This is a genomic window from Xanthomonas indica (assembly GCF_040529045.1).
GTDB lineage: Bacteria > Pseudomonadota > Gammaproteobacteria > Xanthomonadales > Xanthomonadaceae > Xanthomonas_A > Xanthomonas_A indica.
Window position 1 is genome coordinate 208,586 of record NZ_CP131914.1, and the last position, 23,424, is coordinate 232,009.

Genomic DNA, 23,424 nt, shown 5'->3' on the forward strand with positions numbered 1-23,424 from the left:
CAGCGGTCTGGCCGGCGCGGGCCTGCGGCCGCGTCACGGCTGAGGTCGGGCTGAACCCGGGACGGGCCGGGAGGCGGCGGGTCGGGTAAAATCGCCGGTTCCGCGCTTCAAGCAGAGATCTCGTGAAATCCCAACTCCGCGCCCTGATCGGTCAAGGCATCGAAGCCTTGCGCGCCAATGGCACCCTGCCGGCCGACACCCTGCCGCCGGACTTCGTGGTCGAGCGGCCCAAGACCCGCGAGCACGGCGACTTCGCCACCAACGCGGCAATGCTGCTGGCCAAGGCCGCGCGCACCAATCCGCGCGCCCTGGCCCAGCAACTGGTGGACGCGCTGCCGGCCAACGACGATGTCAGCAAGGTCGAGATCGCCGGCCCGGGCTTCATCAATTTCCACCTCGGCCCCGGCGCCTACCAGCGCGAGGTGCTGACGGTGCTCAAGCAGGGCGAGGACTATGGCCACAGCCTGGTCGGCAACGGCCGCACCGTGGGCGTGGAGTACGTCTCGGCCAATCCGACCGGCCCGCTGCACGTCGGCCACGGCCGCGCCGCGGCCATCGGCGACTGCCTGGCGCGCCTGCTCGAGGCCAACGGCTGGAACGCCAAGCGCGAGTTCTACTACAACGACGGCGGCAACCAGATCGAGAACCTGGCCCGCTCGGTGCAGGCGCGCGCCCAGGGCAAGACCCCGGACAGCCCGGACTGGCCGGAGGAAGGCTACCGTGGCGACTACATCCAGGACGTGGCCGACGCCTACCTGGCCGGCGCCGCGGTGGACCTGGAAGGCCACGTGGTCACCGGCGCCAGGGATCCGCAGGATCTGGACGCGATCCGCCGCTTCGCCGTGGCCTATCTGCGCAACGAGCAGAACCACGACCTGGCCGCGTTCGGCGTGGATTTCGACATCTACTTCCTGGAAAGCTCGCTGTACCGCGACGGCAAGGTCGAGGAGGCGGTGCAGAAGCTGATCGCCTCCGGCCACACCTACGAGGACGGCGGCGCGCTGTGGCTGAAATCCACCGATTTCGGCGACGACAAGGACCGGGTGATGCGCAAGTCCGACGGCAGCTACACCTATTTCGTGCCGGACGTGGCCTACCACCTGAGCAAGTGGCAGCGCGGCTACGTGCGCGCCATCACCGAGCTGGGCGCCGACCACCACGGCTCGCTGGCGCGAGTGCGCGCCGGCCTGCAGGCGATGGACCTGGGCATCCCCAAGGGCTGGCCGGAATACGTGCTGCACCAGATGGTCACGGTGATGCGCGGCGGCGAGGAAGTGAAACTGTCCAAGCGCGCCGGCAGCTACCTGACCCTGCGCGACCTGATCGAGGAGGCCGGCCGCGACGCCACCCGCTGGTTCCTGATCGCGCGCAAGCCCGATTCCCAGCTCACCTTCGACATCGACCTGGCGCGCCAGCAGAGCAACGACAACCCGGTGTTCTACGTGCAGTACGCGCATGCCCGCGTGTGCAGCCTGCTGCGCCAGGCGCAGGAGAAGAAGCTGGACTACGACCAGGCCGACGGCCAGGCGCAACTGAACCGGCTGAACGACACGACCTCGCTGGAATTGATGCAGGAACTCTCGCGCTACCCGGAAGTGGTGGAGAATGCGGGGCATGCGCTGGAGCCGCATCTGATCGCGCAGTACCTGCGCGAACTGGCCACGGCCTTCCACACCTGGTACCACGGCACCCCGGTGCTGGTGGACGACGCCGGCGAACGCAACGCCAAGCTGACCCTGGCGGTGGCGGCGCAGCAGGTCTTGGCGAACGGTCTGAACCTCCTGGGCGTCTCGGCCCCGGAAAAAATGTGAGTGGAGAAGCGGTAAATGGCAGCACGACGCGGTAAGACCCAGGCTCGACGCAACACCGGCAACGGCACGCCCGGGTGGGTGTGGCTGATCGCCGGCGCGGCGATCGCCGCGGTGGTGTTCCTCGGCGCGCCGGGCCTGTTCAAGAAGGATGGCGACTTCCTGCGCGTGGGCGGCCCGCGCGCCAATCCGGATGCGCAACCGGCACCGGTGGCCGATGCCGACGTCGATGCGGCGCCGGACCTGCCCAAGCCCGCCGCCAACGCGGCCGGCAGCACCAAGCCGGAGGCGAAGAAGGACGCGCAGACCCAGTACGACTTCTACACCCTGCTGCCCGGCAAGGAAGTGCAGATGTCCGACGCCGAACTGGCCGCCAGCGCGCGCGCCGAGGCGGCTCGCCAGGCCAAGGCGCAGGCCGCTGCGGGTGCGACTGCCGCCGCGACCGGCACCACGCCGGCGGCGGCCACGGCCGCGCCGACGGCAACCGCGGCCAATCCGACCCCGCTGCCGGAAACGCCGAGCGTGGCGGCCAGCACCGCGGCCACCCCGGCGGCGTCCAGGCCGACGGCGACCACGGCCACGCCGGCCGCGACCACCGCACCGGCCGCGGCAGCGGCAGCGGCAACCGCCGCGCCCGACAACGCGCGCTACATCCTGCAGGCCGGCTCATTCGGCGCCTCCGGCGACGCCGAGTCGACCAAGGCCAAGCTGGCGATGCTGGGCCTGTCGGCGCGCGTGGAATCGGCGCAGATCAGCGGCAAGACCGTCTACCGCGTGCGCATGGGCCCTTACGGCACCGCCAGCGAGTTGGCCGAGGCCAAGCAGAAGTTGAACGGCAGCGGGCTGTCGGCGATCGCGATCAAGGCGCAGTGAAGCCGGGATTGGGGAATCGGGATTCGGGAATGGGTGAAGCGGTCTGCGTGCTGTTCTCGCCTCTGTGTGCATGCATGCGTCGTCGCCATTGACGCGCCGACGCTGATGTGACGCGCTGCAGTCCACTGTCCGCGACCTACCGGCGATCGAGCAAGGCGCGGTAGCGCCGGAAATCGGGATTAGGGCATCGGGAATGGGAAGAGCGAGTGCTCGCCCGTTCCCTGTTGCGTGCGGGCGCGGGAACGCGCGTGGGGGTTGCCGTAGCGGCCGTGATCGCGCGCATGCGGTGATCCTCCGCGAGCGCAGGGCGGTGTCGACACCCTGCCACCGCATTTGCTTTTACCATTCCCGATTCCCCCCTCCCGATTCCCGGCCCCCAATGACCCAGACTGCCCTGATCACCGGTGCCACTTCCGGTTTCGGCGCCGCCGCCGTGCGCCGCTTCGTCGACGCCGGCTGGCGCGTGATCGCCACCGGCCGCCGCGCCGAGCGCCTGCAGCCGCTGCTGGACGCCTTCGGCGCCGAGCGCGTGCACATCGCCGCCTTCGACATCCGCGACACCGACGCGCTGGACGCGATGCTGGCGGCACTGCCCGAGGCGTTCCGCGGCATCGACCTGCTGGTCAACAACGCCGGGCTGGCCCAGGGCACCGCGCCCGCGCAGGCCGCGCAACTGGACGACTGGCGCACGATGATCGACACCAACATCACCGCGCTGGTGACGCTGACCCATCGCCTGCTACCGACGCTGATCCAGCGCCGTGGCGCGATCATCAACATCAGTTCGGTCGCCGCGCTGTATCCCTACCCCGGCGGCAACACCTACGGCGGCACCAAGGCCTTCGTCAGCCAGTTCTCGCTGGGCCTGCGCTCGGACCTGCACGGCACCGGCGTGCGCGTGACCGCGATCGAACCGGGCATGGCCGAGACCGAATTCACCCTGGTCCGCACCCATGGCGACCAGAAGGCCTCGGACACGCTCTACCAGGGCGCGCAGCCGATGACCGCCGACGACATCGCCGAGCAGATCTTCTGGGTGGCGACGCTGCCGCCGCATCTGAACATCAATCGGCTGGAAATCATGCCGGTGACGCAGTCCTTCGCCGGCTTCCAGGTCGCGCGGCAACCGGCCTGAGCGGCCGCGGGGTCGCGCGCGGCCCCGCCACCTGCCCTTTCCCACGCCCTCGCGGCGCAAACATCCCTGCTGTCGCAGGGCAGAGGCCGGCCGGGCATGCCGGTCGCTCGTCTATTCCGACATCTTTTTAACGAAATGATATAACATCACGCAAATGGTGACGCGCTCGTGGATCGGACCGCGCACCATCCGCTCGCCCGCAGCCCGCCGCTGCCGCCAGCCTCCACTCCCCTTCGTCCGCAGACACCATGAAGACCTATACCCACGCCCTCGCCGTGCTGGCCGGGCTCGCGGCCGGCGACGGCGCCGCGCAGACGTCGACCGACACCACCACCACGCTCGGCACCGTGGAAGCGCGGCGCCACAGCGCCGCTTCGCTGTCCACCCGCAACATCCTCAGCTCGGTCGACGTGCTCGGCAGCGAGCAGATCGGCGACAAGAACGTCATGAACAGCTGGGAGCTGCTCGGGCAGATGCCCGGCATGCAGCTCACCGAAACCCGGCAGGGCGCCGAATCCGGCAAGGTCACCTTCCGCGCCTTCAATGGCGAGGGCTATCTCAACGGCATCAAGGTGCTGATCGACGGCGTGCCGAGCAACGTCAACAGCGGCAACCAGCGCTTCATCGACATGATCTTTCCGCTGGAGATCGCCTACATCGAAGTGGTCCGCGGCACCAACGATCCGCGCTACGGCCTGCACAACATCGGCGGCAATTTCAACATCGCCACGCGCCAGGGCGGCAACTACCAGGACCTGCGATTGAGCGGCGGCAGCTTCGCCACGCGCGAGCTGCAGTACGCCGCCGGCCATGAGGCCGATGGCCTGGCGCAGAACTACTTCGTCGGCGCGCAGGCCGCGCACGGCTATCGGCAGCACGACACCTCGCGCAAGTACACGCTCGGCGGCAAATGGTTCTACGGCGAAGACGACGATGCCGCGCGCATCGGCCTGATCGCCCGGATCTACCACCACGAGGCTGACGAACCGGGCTTCCTCACCGCCGCGCAACTGGCCGAGGACCGCGCGCAATCGCCGCCGAAGAACGCCAACGACGGCGACGACCGCGACATGCGCCAGGCCAGCGTGCACGCCGACTTCAAGCTCGGCGACGGCCTGCAACTGCGCAACACGTTGTACTTCAATCGCTATGAGGACGACCGCCGCGTCACCTTCACCAGCTACCCGGTCGGCAACGCACCGCGGCAGCGCCGGCAATGGGACGAAACCCAGACCGGCCTGCTCAGCACCGTCGCCTGGCAGGCCAGCGATCTGCTGAGCGTGGAAGCCGGCTTCAACGCCGAGCACCAGGACAACCGCTATCGGCGCGCGCGCTATGCCTACAGCGTGCCGACCGATTTCGACCGCACGCCGGCACGGGTGCAGAACGACGATCGCTACAGCCTGGACAACCTCGGTCTGTACCTGCAGGCGGTGCTGCAGCCGACCGACGCGCTGAAGATCGTGCCGGCGTTCCGCGCCGACCGTTTCTCCGGCGAGACCGCGCTGCCCGGCGGCATCCATGCGCCGCTGCAACGCTACGGCTGGATCGACCAACCCAAGCTCAGCGTGATCTACGCGCTGACGCCGCAGCTGAGCGTGTATGCGAACTGGGGACGCACCTTCCAGATCCTCACCGGCTCCACCGCGCCGGCCTATCTCACCCCGGGCCAGCCGGCGTTCCGGCCCTCGATCAATACCGGCAAGGAACTGGGCCTGAAACTGCAGCAGGTGGCCGGCACCGAGGCGCGCGTGGCGGTGTGGCGCCAGGACGCCACCGACGAAGTGGCCAACATGCCCAGCACCGGCACCACGGTCGGGCTCGGCCAGACCCGCCGGCAAGGCGTGGACCTGCAACTGAGCACGCAATTGGGCGAGCACTGGACCGCGTGGCTCTCGCATGCGGTGCAGGAAGCCAAGGTGGTCAGCGCCTACACCGCCACCGGCGAATCGCTGCGCGGACGCGAGGTGTTCTCCACGCCGCGCTACATCAGCAACGCCGGCCTCGACTACCGGCCCGACGCGCGTTGGACATTCGGCGTGCAGGCGCGCGCGCAGGGCGACTACTACATCGACGAGCGCAATGCGCAGGGCAAGTACGGCGGTTTCCGCGTGGTCGACGCCAGCGTGCGCTACCAGCTCACCTCGCGCAGCAGCCTCGGCCTGCAGGTCAAGAACCTCACCGACGCCCGCTATGCCTACGTGTGGTACGACAACTTCTTCTGGGGCGGCAACGACCAGCCGATGTTCTCGCCGGCGCCAGGACGCTCGGCCTACCTGAGCGTCGAAGTGCGGCTGTAGGGCAACGCCAACGACCTGCTTCCGCTACTCCACGCCGGAGGCGGGTTGCCTTGTGGGAGCGGCGTCTGCCGCGCCGGGTTCACCAGGATCACCACGTCGCGGCTGAAGCCGCTCCTACAAGGCGCTTCCCGTCGTGACCGGAGGCCCTGTCGTCGTCGCGGCTGGCGGACGGCCGCACTTCCCCCGCCACATCGTTTAACATTGCCTTCACGGAGCGACGGACGCCCAGCGTCCCGAACAAGCAAGCCCCGCAACCTCGCCGTTGCCGCCAGCCCTCCGCTGTCCCCACTTGCTTGCAGGCCCATGAAGATCGATTCCCTTGCCCTGGCCGTCCTGGCCGGGCTTGCCGCCGGCCACGCCGGCGCGCAGACCCTGACCTCCGAGACCACCACCACCCTGGGCACCGTGGAGGCGCGGCGCGAGACCGCCGCCTCGCTGTCCACCCGCAACATCCTCAGCTCGGTCGACGTGCTCGGCAGCGAGCAGATCGGCGACAAGCAGGTCATGAACGGCTGGGAATTGCTGGGCATGATGCCCGGCGTGCAGCTCACCGAGATCCGCCAGGGCGCCGAGACCGGCAAGGCCACTTTCCGCGCCTTCAATGGCGAGGGCTACCTCAACGGCATCAAGATCCTGATCGATGGCGTGCCGAGCGATGCCAACAGCGGCAACCAGCGCTTCACCGACATGATCTTCCCGCTGGAGATCGCCTACATCGAAGTGGTGCGCGGCACCAACGACCCGCGCTACGGCCTGCACAACATCGGCGGCAACCTCAACATCGCCACGCGCCAGGGCGGCGACTACCAGGACCTGCGGCTGAGCCACGGCAGCTTCGCCACGCGCGAGTTGCAGTATGCCGTCGGCCACGAGGCCGGTGGCCTGGCACAGAACTATTTCGTCGGCGCGCAGGCCACGCAGGGCGAACGCGCGCACGACAGCGCGCGCAAGTACACCCTCGGCGGCAAGTGGTTCTACGGCGAGGACGACGACACCGCGCGCATCGGCCTGATCGCCCGCGCCTATCATCTCGCCGCCGATGCGCCCGGCTTCCTCACCGCCGCGCAACTGGCAGAGGACCGCGAGCAGTCGCCGCCGCAGAATGCCAACGACGGCGGCGAGCGCACCCTGCGCCAGGCCAGCGTGCATGCAGACCTGAAGCTCGGCGAGGGCCTGCAGTTGCGCAACACGCTGTACGTCAATCGCTACGACGAAGAACGCCGGGTCACCTTTACCAGTTATCCGGTCGGCAACGCACCGCGGCAGCGCCGGCAATGGGACGAAGCCCAGACCGGCCTGCTCAGCACCGTCACCTGGCAGGCCAGCGACCTGCTGAGCATGGAAGCCGGCCTCAACGCCGAGCACCAGGACAACCGCTATCGCCGCGATCGCTACGCCTACGCGGTGCCCACCGATTTCTGGAGTGCACCGGCGCGCGTGCAGAACGACGACCGCTACACGCTCGACAACCTCGGCCTGTACCTGCAGGCGGTGCTGCGGCCGACCGCCGCGCTGAAGATCGTGCCGGCGTTCCGCGTCGACCGCTTCTCCGGCGACACCACGCTGCCCGGCGGCGTGCACGCACCGCTGCAGCGCTATGGCTGGATCGACCAGCCCAAGCTCAGCGTGATCTATGCGTTGACCCCGCAGCTGAGCGTGTACGCCAACTGGGGCCGCACCTTCCAGATCCTCACCGGCTCCACCGCGCCGGCCTACCTGACGCCCGGCCAGCCCGGCGTGCGGCCGTCGATCAACACCGGCAAGGAGCTGGGCCTGAAGCTGCAGCCGGCGGCAGGCACCGAGGCACGCGTGGCGGTATGGCGGCAGGACGCCACCGACGAGGTCGCCAACAACGTCAGCTCCGGCACCACGGTGGGCCTGGGCCAGACCCGGCGCCAGGGCGTGGACCTGCAACTGAGCACGCAACTGGGCGAGCACTGGACGCTGTGGCTGTCGCAGGCGCTGCAGGAGGCCAAGGTGGTCAGCGCCTGCAACGCCTCGGGCGAATCCCTGCGCGGGCTTGAAGTGTTCTCGGTGCCACGCTACATCAGCAACGCCGGCGTCGATTACCGACCCGATGCGCGCTGGACGATCGGCGTGCAGGCGCGCGCACAGGGCGACTATTACATCGACGAGCGCAACACGCAGGGCAAGTACGGCGGTTTCCGCGTGGTCGACGCCAGCGTGCGCTACCAGCTCAGCCCGCGCGTCAGCCTCGACCTGCAGGTCAAGAATCTCACCGACACCCGCTACGCCTACGTCTGGTACGACAGCTTCTTCTGGGGTGGCAACAACCAGCCGATGTTCTCGCCGGCGCCCGGGCGCTCGGCCTATCTCGGGTTCGAACTGCGGCTGTAGCGCGCCTCCATCACCTGCATCCGCCACGGCGTGCTGCGCCTACAGGACACGTTCCCGGGGAGATGGGAGGTGCCCTGTCGCGGTTTTGCCTGGCCAAGGACGTACGGTCGCTGGACGCGGCGTCAGCCGCGCTGTGGTACGTTTCCAGACGTCGCCAGCCTTCGCGCAAGCCTCCCGCTCGTTCACAGGAGTGCTTTGCGATGCTCTCTCCCGCTCCGCTCGACCGCGTGGTGTTCCGCTTCCCGGAGACGCCGCGATGACCGACTTCGTCACCGACGCAGCGCAGCTGCAGGACTGCGTGGGCCGCCTGCCCGGCCCGCGCGACATGAAGGTGATCGACCATCTGGACGCGCACGCGCTGCGCTGGCTGGCCGCCAGTCCACTGCTGTTCGCCGGCGTCGCCGGCCAGCGCCTGGCCTTGAGCGCAGGCAGTGGCGCGCCCGGCTTCGCGCGCGCCGACACCCCGCACCTGCTGTCGATCCCGCTGCAGGCGCTGGACACGGCGCATCCGCAGGTCGGCGCCGGCTTCGGGTCGCTGTTCCTGGTGCCCGGTTTGGGCGAGACCCTGCGGATCAATGGCCGCATCGCCGGCGACGACGGCACGTGCCTGTTCATCGCCGTCGAGGAGTGCTATCTGCACTGTGCCAAGGCCCTGCTCCGTGCCGACTGGTGGCGTGCCGAGACACCGACCGACGCCACGCCACCGGAAACGGTGGAGGGATTTCTCGCCAACTGCCGGCTGCTGGTGCTGGCCACCGCCGATGCCGAGGGCCGCGTCGATGTCAGTCCGCGCGGCGATCGCGCCGGGGCCTTGCTGCAGGCGCATCGCGACGCCTGGTGGTTTGCCGACCGGCCGGGCAATCGGCGCGTCGACAGCCTGGGCAATCTGCTGGCGCGGCCGCAGATCGCCCTGCTCGCACTGCGCCCGGGCAGCGCGCGCTGCGTCCGCATCGAAGGGCTGGCCCGCCCCAGCCCCGATGCGGCGATCCGCAGCGCGCTCGCCGTCGATGGACGCATTCCGCATCTGGCGGTGCGGGTGCTGCCGGCGCTCCTCGAAGAGACGCGCAGCCCCGCGCTGGGCCGCTTCGACGCCTGGCCGCCCGCCGCCATCGCGCACGACCTGGACCCGCCGGCGATCTTCCGCGACCACGTCCGGCTCAGCGGCGCGCGCGGCGCCCAGGCTACGCTGATGCGCGCGGCGGTCTCGGTGCCCGGCGTGGTCCGCAAGGGGCTGCAGGCCGACTACAAGAAGAACATGTACTGAGCGCGCGACGCCGCTGGCTCACCCGGCTGCGTCGAGCACGCCGGGGACGCTGAGGTGATGTACGGCATAGCGCTGCGCCTCGTCGTCCGCCGGCGGCAGATCGCGCCACAGCTGGAAACGCAGCCGCGTCCATCCCTGCGGTTCATAGCCGCGCACCATGGCCAGCACGCGTGCGTCAGGCGCATGCACGTCGTCGGAGTCGCTGCCCACCGGTGCCTGAAGCGCGCGGGTGGCATAGCGCGCCGTGCGCAGCGCCAGCGACGTCGACGCCGTCCCGACCATCCACGACTGCACCGCCGGTCGGCCGAACGCCTCGCATAGCGCGGCGAAGGCGGGGCCGACGAGGAACGCGTGCATCGCCGCCGCATCGCGCCACAGGTAGAACGGCGCGTACAGGTTCTGCCCGCCTGGCAGGAGCGGGTCGGCGCGATCGGCGACCAGGTAGGCCTTGAACTGCAGCCCGGGCAGGGTGTCGAGCAACGGCCCCTTGTCGGCGATGCGGCGGCGGATGATGGCCATGTCGTAGTCCGCCGGCAAGGCGATGCTGTACTGCATGGCGATCATGCCGGCGCTCCGCTGGCCGCGATGCCGGCACGGCCGCCGCCGAAGGACCAGTCCTGCGCGTCGGTGGTGACGATGGTGACCATCACGTCCTCCGGCGCGATCCCCGGCGCGATCGCCAGCAGCTCGACCAGGCGCCGGTAGAACGCCTGCTTGCAGGCGGCGCTGCGTTGGCGGCCGGCGGTGATGGCGATCAGTACGAAGCCATCCGAGCGCGGCCCGCCCAGGTAGTGGCGATCGAATACCAGTTCGTCCGGGTCGTGCTGGTGGATGACCTGGAAGCAGTCGCCGGCCGGCACCTCGAACGCCTCGTGCATGGCCTGGTAGAGGCTGGCCGACAGCGCGCGCAGGTATTCGGGCGGGTTGCCGCGCAGCAGCGAGATGCGGGCGTACGGCATCAGCGCGCCTCCGTCGTGGCCGGCCGCGCCGCGACGGCGGCACGCAGCAACGGCAGCGCCGACGCCGCGCACGGCCAGCCGGCGTAGAAGGCCAGGTGGGTGATGGCTTCGGCCAGCGCCTCGCGGTCCAGGCCGTGGTCCAGCGCGCGCCCCAGGTGAAACGGCAGTTGCTCCAGCCGATACAGCGCAACCAGCGCGGCCACCGTGACCAGGCTGCGTTCGCGCGGCGACAGGCCCGGGCGCTGCCACACCTCGGCGAACAGCACCTCGTCGGTCAGGCGGGCAAAGGCCGGTGCGATGTCGCCGAACGCGGCCTGCGGGGAGGGAAACGGCGTGGATGGGTCGGACATCGGGCTGGCCTCGCAGTGGGGAACGGGCACAGCCTAGTCGCGCAGGATCTTCCGAAAAATCGGAAAATATCGAAACGACCATCCGGAAAACCAGGATCGACTGATGCGCCCCACCACCTTCGACCTCGACGCGCTGCGCAGCTTCGTCGCCGGCGTGGAGCTGGGCAGCTTCGCCAAGGCGGCCGACCGCCGCGGGCGTTCCACCTCGGCGATCAGCGCGCAGCTGAAGAAGCTGGAGGAGCAGGCCGGGCAGGCGGTGCTGCGCCGCCAGGGCCGCGGCCTGGCCCTGACCGAGGCCGGCGAAGCCTTGCTGGGCTACGCGCGGCGCCTGCTCGAACTCAACGACGAGGCGGTGGTGGCGCTGCAGGACACGGCGCTGCAAGGCTGGGTGCGCCTGGGGCTGCAGGAGGACTTCGGCGAGCACATGCTGCCAGACGTGCTGGGGCGTTTCGCCCGTGCCCACCCGCAGGTGCGGATCGAAGCGCGCATCGCCCGCCACCAGGAACTGCTGGCGCGGGTGGAGGCCGGGCAACTCGACCTGGCCCTGGCCTGGGACTCCGGCGCGGCCTCGGCGCACCGGCAGGCGCAAGCGGCGTGGCCGCTGCGCTGGATCGCCGCCGCCGACCGCAGCGACATGCCCACGACGGCCACCTGGAGCGGCGAGGCGCCGCTGCCACTGGTGATGCTGGAAGCGCCCTGCCTGCTGCGCACGGCCGCGACCACCGCCCTGGACCGCGCCGGCATCCCGTGGCGTATCGCCTTCACCAGCGCCAGCCTCGGCGGCGTGTGGGCGGCCGTGCGCGCCGGATTGGGCATCACCCTGCGCACGCCGGCCGGCGTGCCGGCCGGATTGGCGCTGCTCCCGCCCGGCGCCGGCGGCCTGCCGACGCTGCCGGCGCTGGGACTGAACCTGCATCGCGCAGTCGCCACGCCGCCGCCGGCAGTGGCACGGCTGGCGGAGATCCTGCAACAGCGCCTGCAGGCGGCGCATGCCGCGCTGGCCGAGCGCGGATGAGGACGTGGCAGGGCTTTCAGTTCCCGGGCAGCGCGACCGGGGCGGGCGCGCTGCGCCGCTCGCGCAGGCGCAGGAACGGCCGCTCCACCACGTAGTGCAGGACGGCCGCGAACAGCAGCGCCATGCCGGCATAGACGGCGAAGGCGAGCGGCCCGCGCCCGTCCAGTTGAGCGCCGAACCACACCTGGGTCAGATGGAACGCGGCCTTGTGGCTCAGGTACAGGCTGTAGGACACCGCGGCCAGCCAGCCCGCACCCGGCACCCGGCCACGCCCCAGCCATCCCTGCGTGGAGGCGCCGGCGCCGACCAGCAGCGCCAGCCCCAGCGACAGCACCGGCCAGCCGACCGCATTGCCGAGCAGGCCGGTGCGGTCGCGGAACAGCCACATCGCCAGCGCGCAGACCGCGATGCCGGCAAGCGCCACGGCGCTGGCGTGGCGCTGCAGCCGCTGCCAGTGCTGCGGCCGGAAGGTCTTCAGCACCGCCAGCGCCACGCCGGCCAGCAGGCCGTCCAGGCGGTTCCAGGTCGGGTAGTAGAGATCCTCGATGAACCAGTTGCGCTGCAGCCCCGCGCCGATGCGATCCAGCGCGCTGTCGTGCAGCCAGATGGCGCTGCGCAGGGCGATGCCGCCCAGCACCACGGCCACGCACAGCGCCGCGAAACGCGGCGCCGACGGCTGCCGTAGCATCCACGCCGCCAGCAGCGGGAACACCAGGTAGAAATGCTCCTCCACGCACAGCGACCACGCATGCGAGAACGCCTGCTGGTTGGCGTAGTCGATGCCCAGGTTGAGGGTGAAGCTGGCGAACAGCCACCACGGCGCGATCCCCGGCGCTTCGCGGAAGCCGGGCCAGGCCAGGTACAGCGCCAGCACCACCATGTACGCCGGCAGGATGCGGTAGGCACGGCGGCGATAGAACTCGCCGTAGCGCAGCCGCTCGGCACGAGCGAGCGGCGCCAGCACCTGGCCGCCGATCAAAAAGCCGCTGAGCACGAAGAACAGGTCCACGCCCATCCAGCCATCGCGCGACAGCCACTCCCAATCCGGCCCCAGCCCGCCGACCACGAAGGAGTGGAACAGCATCACCCAGACGATGGCGATGGCGCGCAGCAGGTCGAGGCCGGGAAAGCGCATCGCAGGAAGGTGGCGGTAGGAAGCGCGCAGCTTACTGGCTGTGCCGGCGTTTGCGGCGGCGGCCGTTCACCGGCGCCGGTGCGATCGCGCCTGGGAGACGCCGCCGCGGCGCCAAGCGGCGACCGCTGACCTCCATGCTGCGTGCATGGGCGCACCCTCACCCCAACCCCTCTCCCGGGGGGAGAGGGGCTTGAATGGGTCGCGCGCTGTCAGCCCAGCGGCTCGTCCGACAGGTAGGTGTAGCCGGTCAGGCCGGCCTCGAGCGCGTCGGCCAGTTCCGTCGCCTGCGCGGCCGGCAACTGCGCCGCGGCCACACGCTCGGCGTAGGCGGCGCGCAGGTCGTCCAGGCGGTAGCCGACGTAGTCCAGCATCACGTCGGTGGTGTCGCCGCGGCGCTGCTGGGCGATGCGGTAGCCATCGCCGTCCACCGCCACTTCCACCGCGTCGGTGTCGCCGAACAGGTTGTGGATGTCGCCGAGGATTTCCTGGTAGGCGCCGACCAGGAAGAAGCCGATGCGGTAGCTCTCGCCCGGGCGCAGCGCGTGCAGCGGCAGCGAGCTGTCCAGGCTTTCGTTCTCGACGTAGGTCTTGACCATGCCGTCCGAATCGCAGGTCATGTCGCAGACCACGCCGCGCCGCGCCGGCGCCTCGTTCAGGCGCTCGATCGGCACGATCGGGAACACCTGGTCGATCGCCCACACGTCGGGAATCGATTCGAACACGCTGAAGTTGACGAAGTACTTGTCGACCAGGCGCTCGTTGAGTTCGTCCAGCACCGGGCGGTGACTCTTTTCCTCGTGGCTCAGCCGCGCGCGCACGCCGTGAGCGATGGCGTAGAACAGGTCGTCGATGCGCGCGCGATGGGTCAGGTCGATCTGGCCCAGGGCATAGCCGCTGAGGCCTTCGGCGTGGAAATGCTGCGCTTCCTGGAACAGCTCCACCGCCGGGCGCTGGTCCAGTTCGGCATGGATCTCGCGCAGGTGGCGGATCGCCGCCGGCTCGTCGTCGTGCGCATCCGGCACGCGGCCTTCCGGCGCCTGCTCCACCTCGGACACGTTGGCGATCAGCACCGCGTGGTGCGCGGTCATCGCGCGCCCGCACTCGGTGACGATGCGCGGCGGCGCCAGGCCGTGTTCCTCGCAGGCGCTGGCCAGCGGCTGCACGATGTTGCTGGCGTAGGAATGCAGGCCGTAGTTGATCGAGCAGTAGCTGCGCGAGCGGGTGCCTTCGTAGTCGATGCCCAGGCCGCCGCCGACGTCGACGTGGCTGATCTTCGCGCCCAGCTTGGACAGCTCGACGAAATAGCGGGTGGCCTCGCGCATGCCGTTGGCGATGTCGCGCACGTTGGAGATCTGCGAGCCCATGTGGAAGTGCAGCAGGTTCAGCGCGTCGGCGTACTCGGTGTCGCGCAGGGTCTTCCACAGGTCCAGCACCTGCCGCGGCGACAGCCCGAACTTGGCCTTGTCGCCACCGCTGTTCTGCCACTTGCCCGCGCCCAGCGAGGCCAGGCGCATGCGCACGCCCAGGCCCGGCTTCACGTCGAGCGAGCGCGCCTCCTCCAGCACCAGCTTCAGCTCCGATGGCTTCTCGATGACGATGAAGGTCTGCAGGCCGAGCTTGCGCCCGATCAGCGCCAGGCGGATGTATTCGCGGTCCTTGTAGCCGTTGCACACGATCAGCCCGCCCGGACGCGACAGCGCCAGCACCGCCATCAGTTCCGGCTTGCTGCCCGCCTCCAGGCCGAAGCCCTCGCCCTGGTGGCTGGCCAGGGTGCCGGCCACGCCGCGGTGCTGGTTGACCTTGATCGGGTACACGGCGGTGTAGCCGCCGGCGTAGTCCCAATCGGCCTGGGCCTGCGCGAACGCGGCCTGCAGCTTGCCCAGGCGCTCGCCGAGGATGTCGGGGAAGCGCACCAGCATCGGCAGCTTGGCGCCGGCCGCGCGCGCGGCGTCCACCACCTCCGGCAGCGCGATCGCCACGCCGTCGGCGCCCTGCGGCCGCACCACCAGCCGGCCGGCCGCGTCCACATCGAAATACCCGTCGGCCCAATGCGGGATCGAGTAGGTCTTGCGGGCTTGGTCGAGGGACCAATCGCTCATCGTGGCGGCTCGGCTGACGGAAAAAGGGCGTGGATTGTAACCCCTGCTACGCGTGGGGTCCGTTACAATCCGCGCCGTTCCGACGCCCTCGGCTCCTGGTGGAGCCGGGCCGGGTTTGCGGGCGCCTGGCGTAGCCTGCGCCTGGCGCTCATCCGGCGCTTCGCGCCACCTTCTCCCGGGGGGAGAAGGAATCGCTGCTTCTTTTTGCTTTCCTAGGACATTCCATGAGCGCCAACGACAACTGGTACATCGAACACTTCCAGCCCACCGGCTCGGCCATCGGCTACCGCATCACCGGCAAGCTGGACGAGGTGCAGTCGCCGTTCCAGAAGATCGAGATCTACGACACCACCGACTGGGGCAAGCTGATGGTGATCGACGGCGCGGTCATGCTGACCACGCGCGACAACTTCTTCTACCACGAGATGATCAGCCATCCGGCGCTGTTCACCCACGCTGCGCCCAAGCGCGTGGTGATCATCGGCGGCGGCGACTGCGGCACCCTGCGCGAAGTCCTCAAGCACCCGGGCGTGGAGAGCGCCACCCAGTGCGACATCGACGAGCAGGTCACGCGCATGGCCGAGAAGTACTTCCCGGAGCTGTGCGACTCCAACAACGATCCGCGCGCCGAACTGCTGTTCGACGACGGCGTGGCCTACATGGCCAACTGCCCGGCCGGCAGCGTGGACATCGTCATCGTCGACTCCACCGACCCGGTCGGCCCGGCCGAAGGCCTGTTCAACAAGGCGTTCTACGAGAGCTGCTACAAGGCGCTGAAGGACGACGGCATCCTGGTGCAGCAGTCCGAATCGCCGCTGGCGCTGCTGGACCTGATCAAGGAAATGCGCGCGGAAATGGGCAAGGCCGGCTTTGCGAGCTTCCACACCGTGCCGTTCCCGCAGCCGTGCTACCCGACCGGCTGGTGGAGCGTGACCATGGCGCGCAAGCAGGGCGGCTTCGACTTCCGCCAGGCCGACGCCGCGGCCAAGCCGTTCGCCACCCGCTACTACAGCGCGCACCTGCACACCGGCACACAGGTGCTGCCGCCGTTCGTGGCCGAGGCACTGGGCGGCTAAGCCCCGGTCCTCTTCGGCATCGGCGCGCGCGACGTGCGCCGATGCCGCGGATCGCAGGCGCTGCCCCGGTCCTCGACTCTCGGCCAGGTCCCGTATCAACTCATTCGCCGCGGCTGCGGCGGCATCTGAACCGGCACCTGGCGCAAGCGTGCTCGGCCTATCCGGCTGGCCCGCCACGCTAGCGGGAACTCCGGCAGGCACGAACCCCACGCCGATAGGCGCGGCTTCAGCCGCAACAGGCGTCACAGGAATACGCCGTCGCGGCTGAAGCCGCTCCTACAACGCATCCATGCCACGCCGATGCAGGCGCGGTGACCGCGTTACAGCGCGTCCGCGTCCAGCTCGCCGGTGCGGATGCGCACCACCGTGCCCAGGTCGTAGACGAACACCTTGCCGTCGCCGATCTTGCCGGTGGCGGCGGCCTTGACGATGGCCTCGACCACGCGCTCCACCTGGTCCTCGCTGACGGCCACTTCCAGCTTCACCTTCGGCAGGAAATCGACCACGTACTCGGCGCCGCGATACAGCTCGGTGTGGCCCTTCTGCCGGCCGAAGCCCTTGACCTCGGTGACGGTGATGCCGGCCACGCCCTGCGCGGCGAGCGCTTCGCGCACGTCGTCGAGCTTGAACGGCTTGATCACGGCCATGATCATCTTCATGCGGCATTCTCCAATCACAATGGCCTCAGGATAGCGCGGTTGCGCGATCGGCGGCCGTCGGGTTCAATGGCCGCGCGCCCCCAACGCCGGAATTTTCCGACAGCGCGCCGCGTCCGATCCCGATGGTGCCGACCCGCCGGATACCGCAGTCTGACGCCACCTGCCGGAGCACAGCCATGATCGATCTCAACCATCTCGACGACCTCGCCCGCCGCCTCAGCGACCTGGTGCCGCCGGGCCTGCGCCAATCCCGCGACGAACTGCAGAGCACCTTCAAGAGCGCGCTGCAGGCCGGGCTGGGCAAGCTCGACCTGGTCACCCGCGAGGAGTTCGAAGTGCAGCGCGCGGTGCTGCTGCGCACGCGCGAGAAGCTCGAAGCGCTGGAGCGCAGCGTCGCCGCGCTGGAAGCGGCACGCAGCGGGCAAGCGCCCAGCACCAACCCCTGATCCACCCGCCACCATGAGCCTGGCGCTGGTGCACAGCCGTGCCCGCGCGGGGGTGCTTGCGCCTCCGGTTCGGGTCGAAGTCCATCTCTCCGGCGGCCTGCCGGCCACGCAGATCGTCGGCCTGCCCGAGGCAGCGGTGCGCGAATCGCGCGATCGCGTACGCGCCGCCCTGCTCTGTGCGCAGTACGAATTCCCGGCACGGCGGATCACCGTCAACCTGGCCCCGGCCGACCTGCCCAAGGAGGGCGGCCGCTTCGATCTGCCGATCGCGCTGGGCATCCTCGCCGCCGCCGGCCAGCTCGACCCGCAGGTGCTCGGCCAGTACGAATTCCTCGGCGAACTGGCCCTGACCGGCGAATTGCGCCCGGTCGACGGCGTCCTGCCGGCCGCGCTGGCCGCGGCACAGGCCGGACGCACCCTGATCGTGCCGGCCGACAACGGCGCCGAGGCCGCGCTGGCGCAACACGTGCAGGCGTTCACCGCGCGCACCCTGCTGGAGGTCTGCGGGTTGCTCAACGGCAGCAAGACCCTGCCCGCGGCGACGGCGCTGCCGGCCGTCGCCGCGCCCTTTCCCGACCTGAGCGACGTGCGCGGCCAGGCGCAGGCGCGGCGCGCCCTGGAGATCGCCGCGGCCGGACATCACCACCTGCTGCTGATCGGCAGCCCCGGCTGCGGCAAGACCCTGCTGGCCTCGCGCCTGCCCGGCATCCTGCCCGAGGCCAGCGAAGCCGAGGCGCTGGAGAGCGCAGCCATCGCCTCGGTCAGCGGCCGCGGCGTGGATCCGGCGCGCTGGCGGCAACGCCCCTACCGGGCGCCGCATCACACCGCCAGCGCGGTGTCGCTGGTCGGTGGCGGCACCCATCCGCGCCCCGGCGAAATCTCGCTGGCGCACCACGGCGTGCTGTTCCTGGACGAGCTGCCCGAGTGGAACCGGCACGCGCTGGAAGTGTTGCGCGAGCCGCTGGAGTCGGGCCAGGTGACGGTGTCGCGCGCGGCGCGCAGTGCCGAGTTTCCTGCGCGCTTCCAGTTGGTGGCGGCGATGAACCCCTGCCCCTGCGGCTGGGCCGGCGACCCCAGCGGCCGCTGCCGCTGCAGCGAGGACGCGGTGCGGCGCTATCGCGCGCGCATCTCCGGCCCACTGCTGGACCGCATCGACCTGCACGTGGACGTGCCGCGGCTCCCGCCACAGGCGCTGCGTGCCGATGCGCCGCCCGGCGAAACCAGCGCCGCCGTGCGCGCGCGGGTGGAGCAGGCGCGGCAACGCCAGCAGGCCCGCGCCGGCCGGCCCAACGGTCAGCTCGGCCACGGCGAAACCCTGCGCGACTGCCGCCTGCAGCCGCGCGACGAGGCGCTGCTGGAACATGCGATCGAGCGCCTGCGGCTATCGGCGCGCTCGCTGCATCGGATCCTGCGCGTGGCCCGCACCATCGCCGACCTGGACACCAGCGACGCCATCGCCACCGCGCACCTGACCGAGGCCATCGCCTACCGGCAACTGGATCGTGGGGAGCCGGCACCGGTAGCGCGCAGCGCCTAGGGCCGACCCCATCGGTAGGTTGACCGGTTGGCACGTGGAACCAGCGGGTGCGGGCCATGTCGGAGCGCGGCCTGCACCACGTCCAACGCACATCGTCCTCTGCGAACTCGAGCCGCAGGAACGGTGACCTGGCGAACGGGGCGGCTTCAAGGCACCGCCAGTCACGACGGAAAGTCTGTCGTAGGCGCGGCTTCAGCCGCGCCTACAGGTGACCTTGACCAGGCCGCGGCCGGCAAGCCGTGGTGCGGGGAACGCGGCAGATACCGCATTCCTGCAGGATGGCATCCATCCCTGACGCTGCGTGGCGCCTGTGCTGCCCGACCTGGGCAATCGCGAGGCGCCGCCACCTCGGGCCAACCGACGTGGCCATGGCTGCGCCGCGTACCGCCCCCACTGCCGACGTCACATACGCCGGTGTTCCAGGCGGATGTCTCCGCCTGGAACAGGGCTGCTGCACTACGTCGCGGCGTTCAGGGCAGCGACGTGTACGGCTGCCGCCACGGATTGACCTCGACGTAGCTGCGGCCAGTCACGGCAGCGCCGTTGAGGTTGCCGACCACTTGCGAAGCGCCTTCCCAGTACGTGCGGTGACCAGTCCACAACATCTCCTGGTCGTCGACCAATGGGGTGATGAGCAGATTGCCCTCGGGCAGGATCACGTTCCACTTCGACTCGTAGGTGTAGCCGGAATTCGGGCTGGTCCAGGTCGCGAGCCGCTGCAGGTCCATCTGGTCGCCGGACACCGGCGTCGCCACGCCCTTGGAGACGCGCGTGCCGAACTTGTTGGTGATGGCGCCGGTGTTGGGATCCTGCAGGTAATACAGCATGTACTGCGTATCGTTATCGAGCTGGATGGCGAACCAGTTCCAGCCGCCGCCGAAGAAGGAGCCGTTCTCGTCGGACGCCATGCCCTTGATGAACCACTGGCGGTCCTGCCACGAGGTGCCGACGATCTTGATCGGCACGCCGTTGTCGTAGACCGTGCCTTCGGTATCCAGCGCCGTGGACGAGTAGTAGGCCGAGGTCTTGGCGATCGGCCGATAATCCACCACGCCGTTGCCGTTATGCAGGACGAAGGGCATGTCGCTGCTGGTCTTCAGGTCGATGGCGAAGCGTCCGTCGCTGAGCGCGCCCTTGATCGCATAGGCTTGCTGCGAGCCGCTGATCGACCAGCCGTTGTTGGTGAAGTTGAAGGATCCCGGCTGATCCGGGATCTGTTCGGAGACGACGCGCTCTTCCACCTTGTGCAGCTTGTTGTTCACGTCCGTCACCGCGAAATGCCAGGAGTAGGTGGCAGGCCCGGAGCCGATCGGCCACAGCTGGAACACGGTGACCTCGTAGCCGAATTCGCGCTTGGCGCCGCTGGGATCGACGCCGTACAGATGGCCGACGAAATACCACCATTCCAACTGGCTGTGATGCGGGCCTTCGTCGCGCGGCAACTGCACCGGTGCGGGTTCTTCGAAGATTTGCGCCGCCGCGGGCACGGACGAGAATCCGCACGCGATGACCATGGCCGCGGCGAGCCAGCCGCGGAAGCGCCCGAACGTTCTTGATGAGAGATGCATGGTGATGTCCTGGATGAATGATGGATGTGATGCGGACTGGATGCGAGGCGACGAGATCAAGGCAGGATGCGAGCACCCCACTCCACGCCCCAGGGATTCATTTCTGCGAATGCCTTGCCGGTAATGGATTTTCCGGCCAGCGTGCCCACCACCTTGGCCGGTCCTTCGAAATAGAACTTCTGCGTGGCCGGCGCATACAGTTCGGCGTCCTGCAGCATCGGGGTGATGGTGATTGCGCCGTCCGGCAGGGTGACCTTCCACTGCGCCGGATAGGTGTAGCCGGTATGCGGACTGGTCCAGCTGCCGATCCGCTCCAGCTTGATCGCGGCGGGATCGACCGGCGCGTAGTGGCCGTCGGCGGTCTTGACGGCGAGCGCCTGATCGACCGTGCCGTCGCCTTTCATGAAGAAACTGATGTTGTACTGGCTGTTGTCGTCCAGCGACACGCCGAACCAGGTCCAGCCGCTGTTGGCATCGCCGGGAATGCCGTTGGCCCATTCGTGGTCGTACCACGAGGTTCCGGTCACCTTGACCGGCACGCCGTGATCCCAGACCGTACCGCTGGTGGCATTGACGTTGAAGGAATAATACGGGGAGATGAAATCGCCGTAGGTTTCCACGCCATTGGTGCCGTTCAAGGTCGGTTTCTGCAATGCCTGCGTGCTGAGGTCGATGGCGTAATCCAGATCGGCAGGCGCGGCCTTGGCGTAGTAACTGCCCATCGATCCACCCATCTGGAAACCGGCAACGTCCAGATCGAACCGGTCGGTCGAGGTGGTGAACGGACCGGTGGTCACCTGCTTCTTGAAGCGAAAATCGCCGCGATCCAGATCCGAGATCGCAAAATGCGCATCGTAGACTGGTGGCATATTGGCCACGCCATCGATCTGGAACACCACCATTTCGTACGCGTACGCATGTTTTCCGCCGGACGGGTCGGTGCCGTCCAGAAAGCCGGTCATGTACCACCATTCGGCCGGCTGACGATGCGCAGCCTCATCGTGCGGAAGCGAGATACTGGTTTCGATCGGCGGAAACGTGCCGATCGCCTGCGCCATCGCGTCGGGCGCAAGCAGTGTGGCAGGAAACGCAAAGGTCGCGATCACTAAAGCATGCACGAGTGCGTGCATCCGGATCATTTTCATGACGGAATCCCCTGAGGTCATTTGAGAAAGTAGCAACTGCGGCTGTTTTTCTTGCGTGGAACACGAGGGCTGTCGGCGTGAATGGGCAGCGGGCGTGTTCGATTCGAAATTCAGCGAGCCGGCAGATACTGTCAATACCGGAAAAATAAATAATTCCGGTCTGCAACGACCGTCTCATCGTGACAGTGCGTGAAGATTCATTCAGCGCATCGGCGCTGGCGATTTATAACCGCTGGCTTACAGGCGCATCCGGGCGATGCGCAAAACCCAGAGGAATTTTGCCTGTGCGTCCGACCGCGATCGGGGGACACGTGCCGTGCATAGAAATTGGCCGGTCACGCTTCTTGTCTAGATAATCGTCCAGCGCCTGCATGTTCCACGCTGGCGCGCACCCCGGCAGCATTCAACGCAGGCGCTCGGCAGCGGCGACCACATCGGCGATCGCCCCATTGCAACGCCGGGCATGGGTAAAGGTCATGCCATGAGACGCGCCAGCGATGCTCTGCAGTTGCGCATCGGGCAGCCAGGCCGCCAGCGCGGTGGCGTTGTCGCGGTACTGCGCCGGGCTGCGTTCGCCGGCGACCAGCAACACCGGCATCGTCAGGGTGGCGGCCTGCTCGGGCCGGTACGCCGGCAGCGCGTCGGCGATCTGCGGCACCAGGGTCTGCGCGTTGTCGCGCACCATCTGCCGGAAGCTCGCGCTGCTGCGCGCCCAGGCGCCGGGCTGGCTGACCGAGTCGACGAAGCATTCCAGGCCGGCCTCGACCTGGCCGCCCTGGAGCAGCGCGATCGCCTGCGCGCGGACCGCCTGCACCTCGGCCGGCAGGCCCTGCGGTTGCGGGCCGCCCGGATCGAACAGGGTCAGGCTGGCGATGGCGTCGGGCCGCAGCAGCGCCGCCTGCCAGGCGACGGCGGCGCCGCGGGAGTGCCCGACCAGATGCACCGGCCGCGCTTCCTCGGCGATGAAGGCGGCGAGCTGCTGCGCATGCCAGCGCCAACCGAATGCATGCCGCGCCGCCGACGGCAGCCGCGGGTAGTACTGGCCCAGGCTCAGCGCACTGAGCTGGAAGCGGTCGGCCAGGCCGCGCAGCTGCGGCGCCCAGTAGCGGTAGTCGCACAACGCCCCGTGCACCAGCAGCACCGGCGCGCCCTCGCCCACCCGCAGATAGGCCAGCGCATCGTCCGCGCCGAGCCGGCGGACGGCCGGCTTGGGCAGGGGCGTGCGTGAACTGCTCGTCGCGATCATGCGTGCGACACCGCGACTACCGCCGGCCACGCCGGCAGCCAGCAGCCAACAGCGCCATCGCCGCGCGAGCAGCACGCCGTTTCTCGCGTCGAAAGGGAACTGGGGAAGCGCTCGGCATCCCGATACGATAGCCGTATCGCCCCGGCGCGGCGACACTGCAGCGATGCGGTGGCGACGGGCGGCACAGCATCGCGCTGGCCGCGCGGCACACGCGCCGAAACGGCGGACGCAGCCTCCCACTCACTAGGCCGCCAGAGCACAACTCCCGCATGAGGGCTTGTGCGACGCAGGGTCGCGCTGTGTCCGCACCCAGCATGCATCAGGCAATGACACCTCCGGAATGTGGCGCGTCCGCGGCGCGAGGATGGCAAGGCGATGACCTTGATCTCACCGCAAGGGTGCTCCGCGCTTGCCACCATCGCACCGCGCACGCCGCTGCCTCCGCCTCAGG

The 23,424-nt window shown here is 69.2% G+C and carries 19 protein-coding genes; 10 read left to right on the forward strand and 9 right to left on the reverse strand.

Translation table 11 applies throughout. The features are described 5' to 3' along the window. Positions 1–122: 122 nt before the first annotated feature. From argS to Q7W82_RS00895, 6 genes are all read left to right on the forward strand, one after another. Positions 123–1,811, forward strand: a complete 1,689-nt coding sequence (gene argS, locus Q7W82_RS00870; RefSeq protein ID WP_242161533.1) for an arginine--tRNA ligase — start codon at positions 123–125, stop codon at positions 1,809–1,811. A 15-nt stretch (positions 1,812–1,826) separates the two neighbouring features. Beyond that, positions 1,827–2,681, forward strand: a complete 855-nt coding sequence (locus Q7W82_RS00875) for an SPOR domain-containing protein (protein ID WP_242161532.1) — start codon at positions 1,827–1,829, stop codon at positions 2,679–2,681. A gap of 379 nt (positions 2,682–3,060) precedes the next feature. After that, on the forward strand, positions 3,061–3,816 hold the full coding sequence (locus tag Q7W82_RS00880; protein ID WP_160946710.1) for an SDR family NAD(P)-dependent oxidoreductase: 756 nt from the start codon (positions 3,061–3,063) through the stop codon (positions 3,814–3,816). A 248-nt stretch (positions 3,817–4,064) separates the two neighbouring features. After that, on the forward strand, positions 4,065–6,116 hold the full coding sequence (locus Q7W82_RS00885) for a TonB-dependent receptor (protein ID WP_242161530.1): 2,052 nt from the start codon (positions 4,065–4,067) through the stop codon (positions 6,114–6,116). A 303-nt stretch (positions 6,117–6,419) separates the two neighbouring features. Then, entirely contained in the window at positions 6,420–8,474 is a 2,055-nt protein-coding gene (locus Q7W82_RS00890) for a TonB-dependent receptor (RefSeq protein ID WP_242161528.1), read from the forward strand. Positions 8,475–8,730: 256 nt separating this feature from the next. Then, positions 8,731–9,738 carry a pyridoxamine 5'-phosphate oxidase family protein gene (locus Q7W82_RS00895; protein ID WP_242161527.1) on the forward strand — a complete coding sequence of 336 codons (1,008 nt, stop codon included), beginning with the start codon at positions 8,731–8,733 and terminating at the stop codon, positions 9,736–9,738. A gap of 18 nt (positions 9,739–9,756) precedes the next feature. Here Q7W82_RS00895 and Q7W82_RS00900 read toward each other — a convergent pair whose 3' ends face one another. From Q7W82_RS00900 to Q7W82_RS00910, 3 genes are read right to left on the reverse strand one after another with little or no spacing between them, the layout of a single operon-like run. After that, a complete protein-coding gene (locus Q7W82_RS00900; protein ID WP_242161525.1) occupies positions 9,757–10,302 on the reverse strand; it encodes a DUF4865 family protein in 546 nt (181 codons plus the stop codon). Beyond that, positions 10,299–10,697 carry a tautomerase family protein gene (locus Q7W82_RS00905; protein ID WP_242161523.1) on the reverse strand — a complete coding sequence of 133 codons (399 nt, stop codon included), beginning with the start codon at positions 10,695–10,697 and terminating at the stop codon, positions 10,299–10,301. Before Q7W82_RS00905 ends, Q7W82_RS00900 begins: the two co-directional genes overlap by 4 nt. Beyond that, the gene (locus Q7W82_RS00910) at positions 10,697–11,047 is read right to left on the reverse strand and encodes a carboxymuconolactone decarboxylase family protein (RefSeq protein ID WP_242161521.1); all 351 of its coding nucleotides are present in this window, start codon (positions 11,045–11,047) and stop codon (positions 10,697–10,699) included. The genes Q7W82_RS00905 and Q7W82_RS00910 overlap by 1 nt, the downstream gene beginning before the upstream one ends. A gap of 103 nt (positions 11,048–11,150) precedes the next feature. Between Q7W82_RS00910 and Q7W82_RS00915 the strand changes: the two genes are divergently transcribed. Further along, positions 11,151–12,062 (forward strand): LysR substrate-binding domain-containing protein, encoded by a 912-nt coding sequence (locus tag Q7W82_RS00915; protein WP_242161520.1) that lies wholly within the window; start codon positions 11,151–11,153, stop codon positions 12,060–12,062. 16 nt (positions 12,063–12,078) lie between these two features. Here Q7W82_RS00915 and Q7W82_RS00920 read toward each other — a convergent pair whose 3' ends face one another. After that, positions 12,079–13,197, reverse strand: coding sequence for an acyltransferase (locus tag Q7W82_RS00920; RefSeq protein ID WP_242161519.1), 1,119 nt, complete (start codon positions 13,195–13,197; stop codon positions 12,079–12,081). 209 nt (positions 13,198–13,406) lie between these two features. Beyond that, positions 13,407–15,296 (reverse strand): arginine decarboxylase, encoded by a 1,890-nt coding sequence (gene speA, locus Q7W82_RS00925; protein ID WP_242161518.1) that lies wholly within the window; start codon positions 15,294–15,296, stop codon positions 13,407–13,409. Positions 15,297–15,520: 224 nt separating this feature from the next. Between speA and speE the strand changes: the two genes are divergently transcribed. Then, positions 15,521–16,372 carry a polyamine aminopropyltransferase gene (speE, locus tag Q7W82_RS00930; protein WP_242161517.1) on the forward strand — a complete coding sequence of 284 codons (852 nt, stop codon included), beginning with the start codon at positions 15,521–15,523 and terminating at the stop codon, positions 16,370–16,372. A gap of 320 nt (positions 16,373–16,692) precedes the next feature. Here speE and Q7W82_RS00935 read toward each other — a convergent pair whose 3' ends face one another. Further along, positions 16,693–17,031 carry a P-II family nitrogen regulator gene (locus Q7W82_RS00935; protein WP_010341856.1) on the reverse strand — a complete coding sequence of 113 codons (339 nt, stop codon included), beginning with the start codon at positions 17,029–17,031 and terminating at the stop codon, positions 16,693–16,695. Between the two features lie 176 nt (positions 17,032–17,207). Here Q7W82_RS00935 and Q7W82_RS00940 point away from each other — a divergent pair, with 176 nt between their 5' ends. Together Q7W82_RS00940 and Q7W82_RS00945 are read left to right on the forward strand one after the other, a co-directional pair. After that, positions 17,208–17,477, forward strand: a complete 270-nt coding sequence (locus Q7W82_RS00940) for an accessory factor UbiK family protein (protein WP_242161516.1) — start codon at positions 17,208–17,210, stop codon at positions 17,475–17,477. A 13-nt stretch (positions 17,478–17,490) separates the two neighbouring features. After that, a complete protein-coding gene (locus tag Q7W82_RS00945; protein WP_242161515.1) occupies positions 17,491–19,014 on the forward strand; it encodes a YifB family Mg chelatase-like AAA ATPase in 1,524 nt (507 codons plus the stop codon). Positions 19,015–19,484: 470 nt separating this feature from the next. Here Q7W82_RS00945 and Q7W82_RS00950 read toward each other — a convergent pair whose 3' ends face one another. The 3 genes from Q7W82_RS00950 to Q7W82_RS00960 all read right to left on the reverse strand — a co-directional run bounded on the left by Q7W82_RS00950 (position 19,485) and on the right by Q7W82_RS00960 (position 22,973). Continuing rightward, positions 19,485–20,642, reverse strand: a complete 1,158-nt coding sequence (locus tag Q7W82_RS00950) for a lipocalin-like domain-containing protein (RefSeq protein WP_353949503.1) — start codon at positions 20,640–20,642, stop codon at positions 19,485–19,487. Beyond that, positions 20,639–21,727 carry a carotenoid 1,2-hydratase gene (locus Q7W82_RS00955; RefSeq protein WP_242161513.1) on the reverse strand — a complete coding sequence of 363 codons (1,089 nt, stop codon included), beginning with the start codon at positions 21,725–21,727 and terminating at the stop codon, positions 20,639–20,641. Before Q7W82_RS00955 ends, Q7W82_RS00950 begins: the two co-directional genes overlap by 4 nt. Before the next feature lie 403 nt (positions 21,728–22,130). Next, complete coding sequence (locus Q7W82_RS00960; RefSeq protein ID WP_242161512.1) at positions 22,131–22,973, reverse strand: alpha/beta hydrolase; 843 nt, start codon at positions 22,971–22,973, stop codon at positions 22,131–22,133. Between the last annotated feature and the right edge of the window lie 451 nt (positions 22,974–23,424).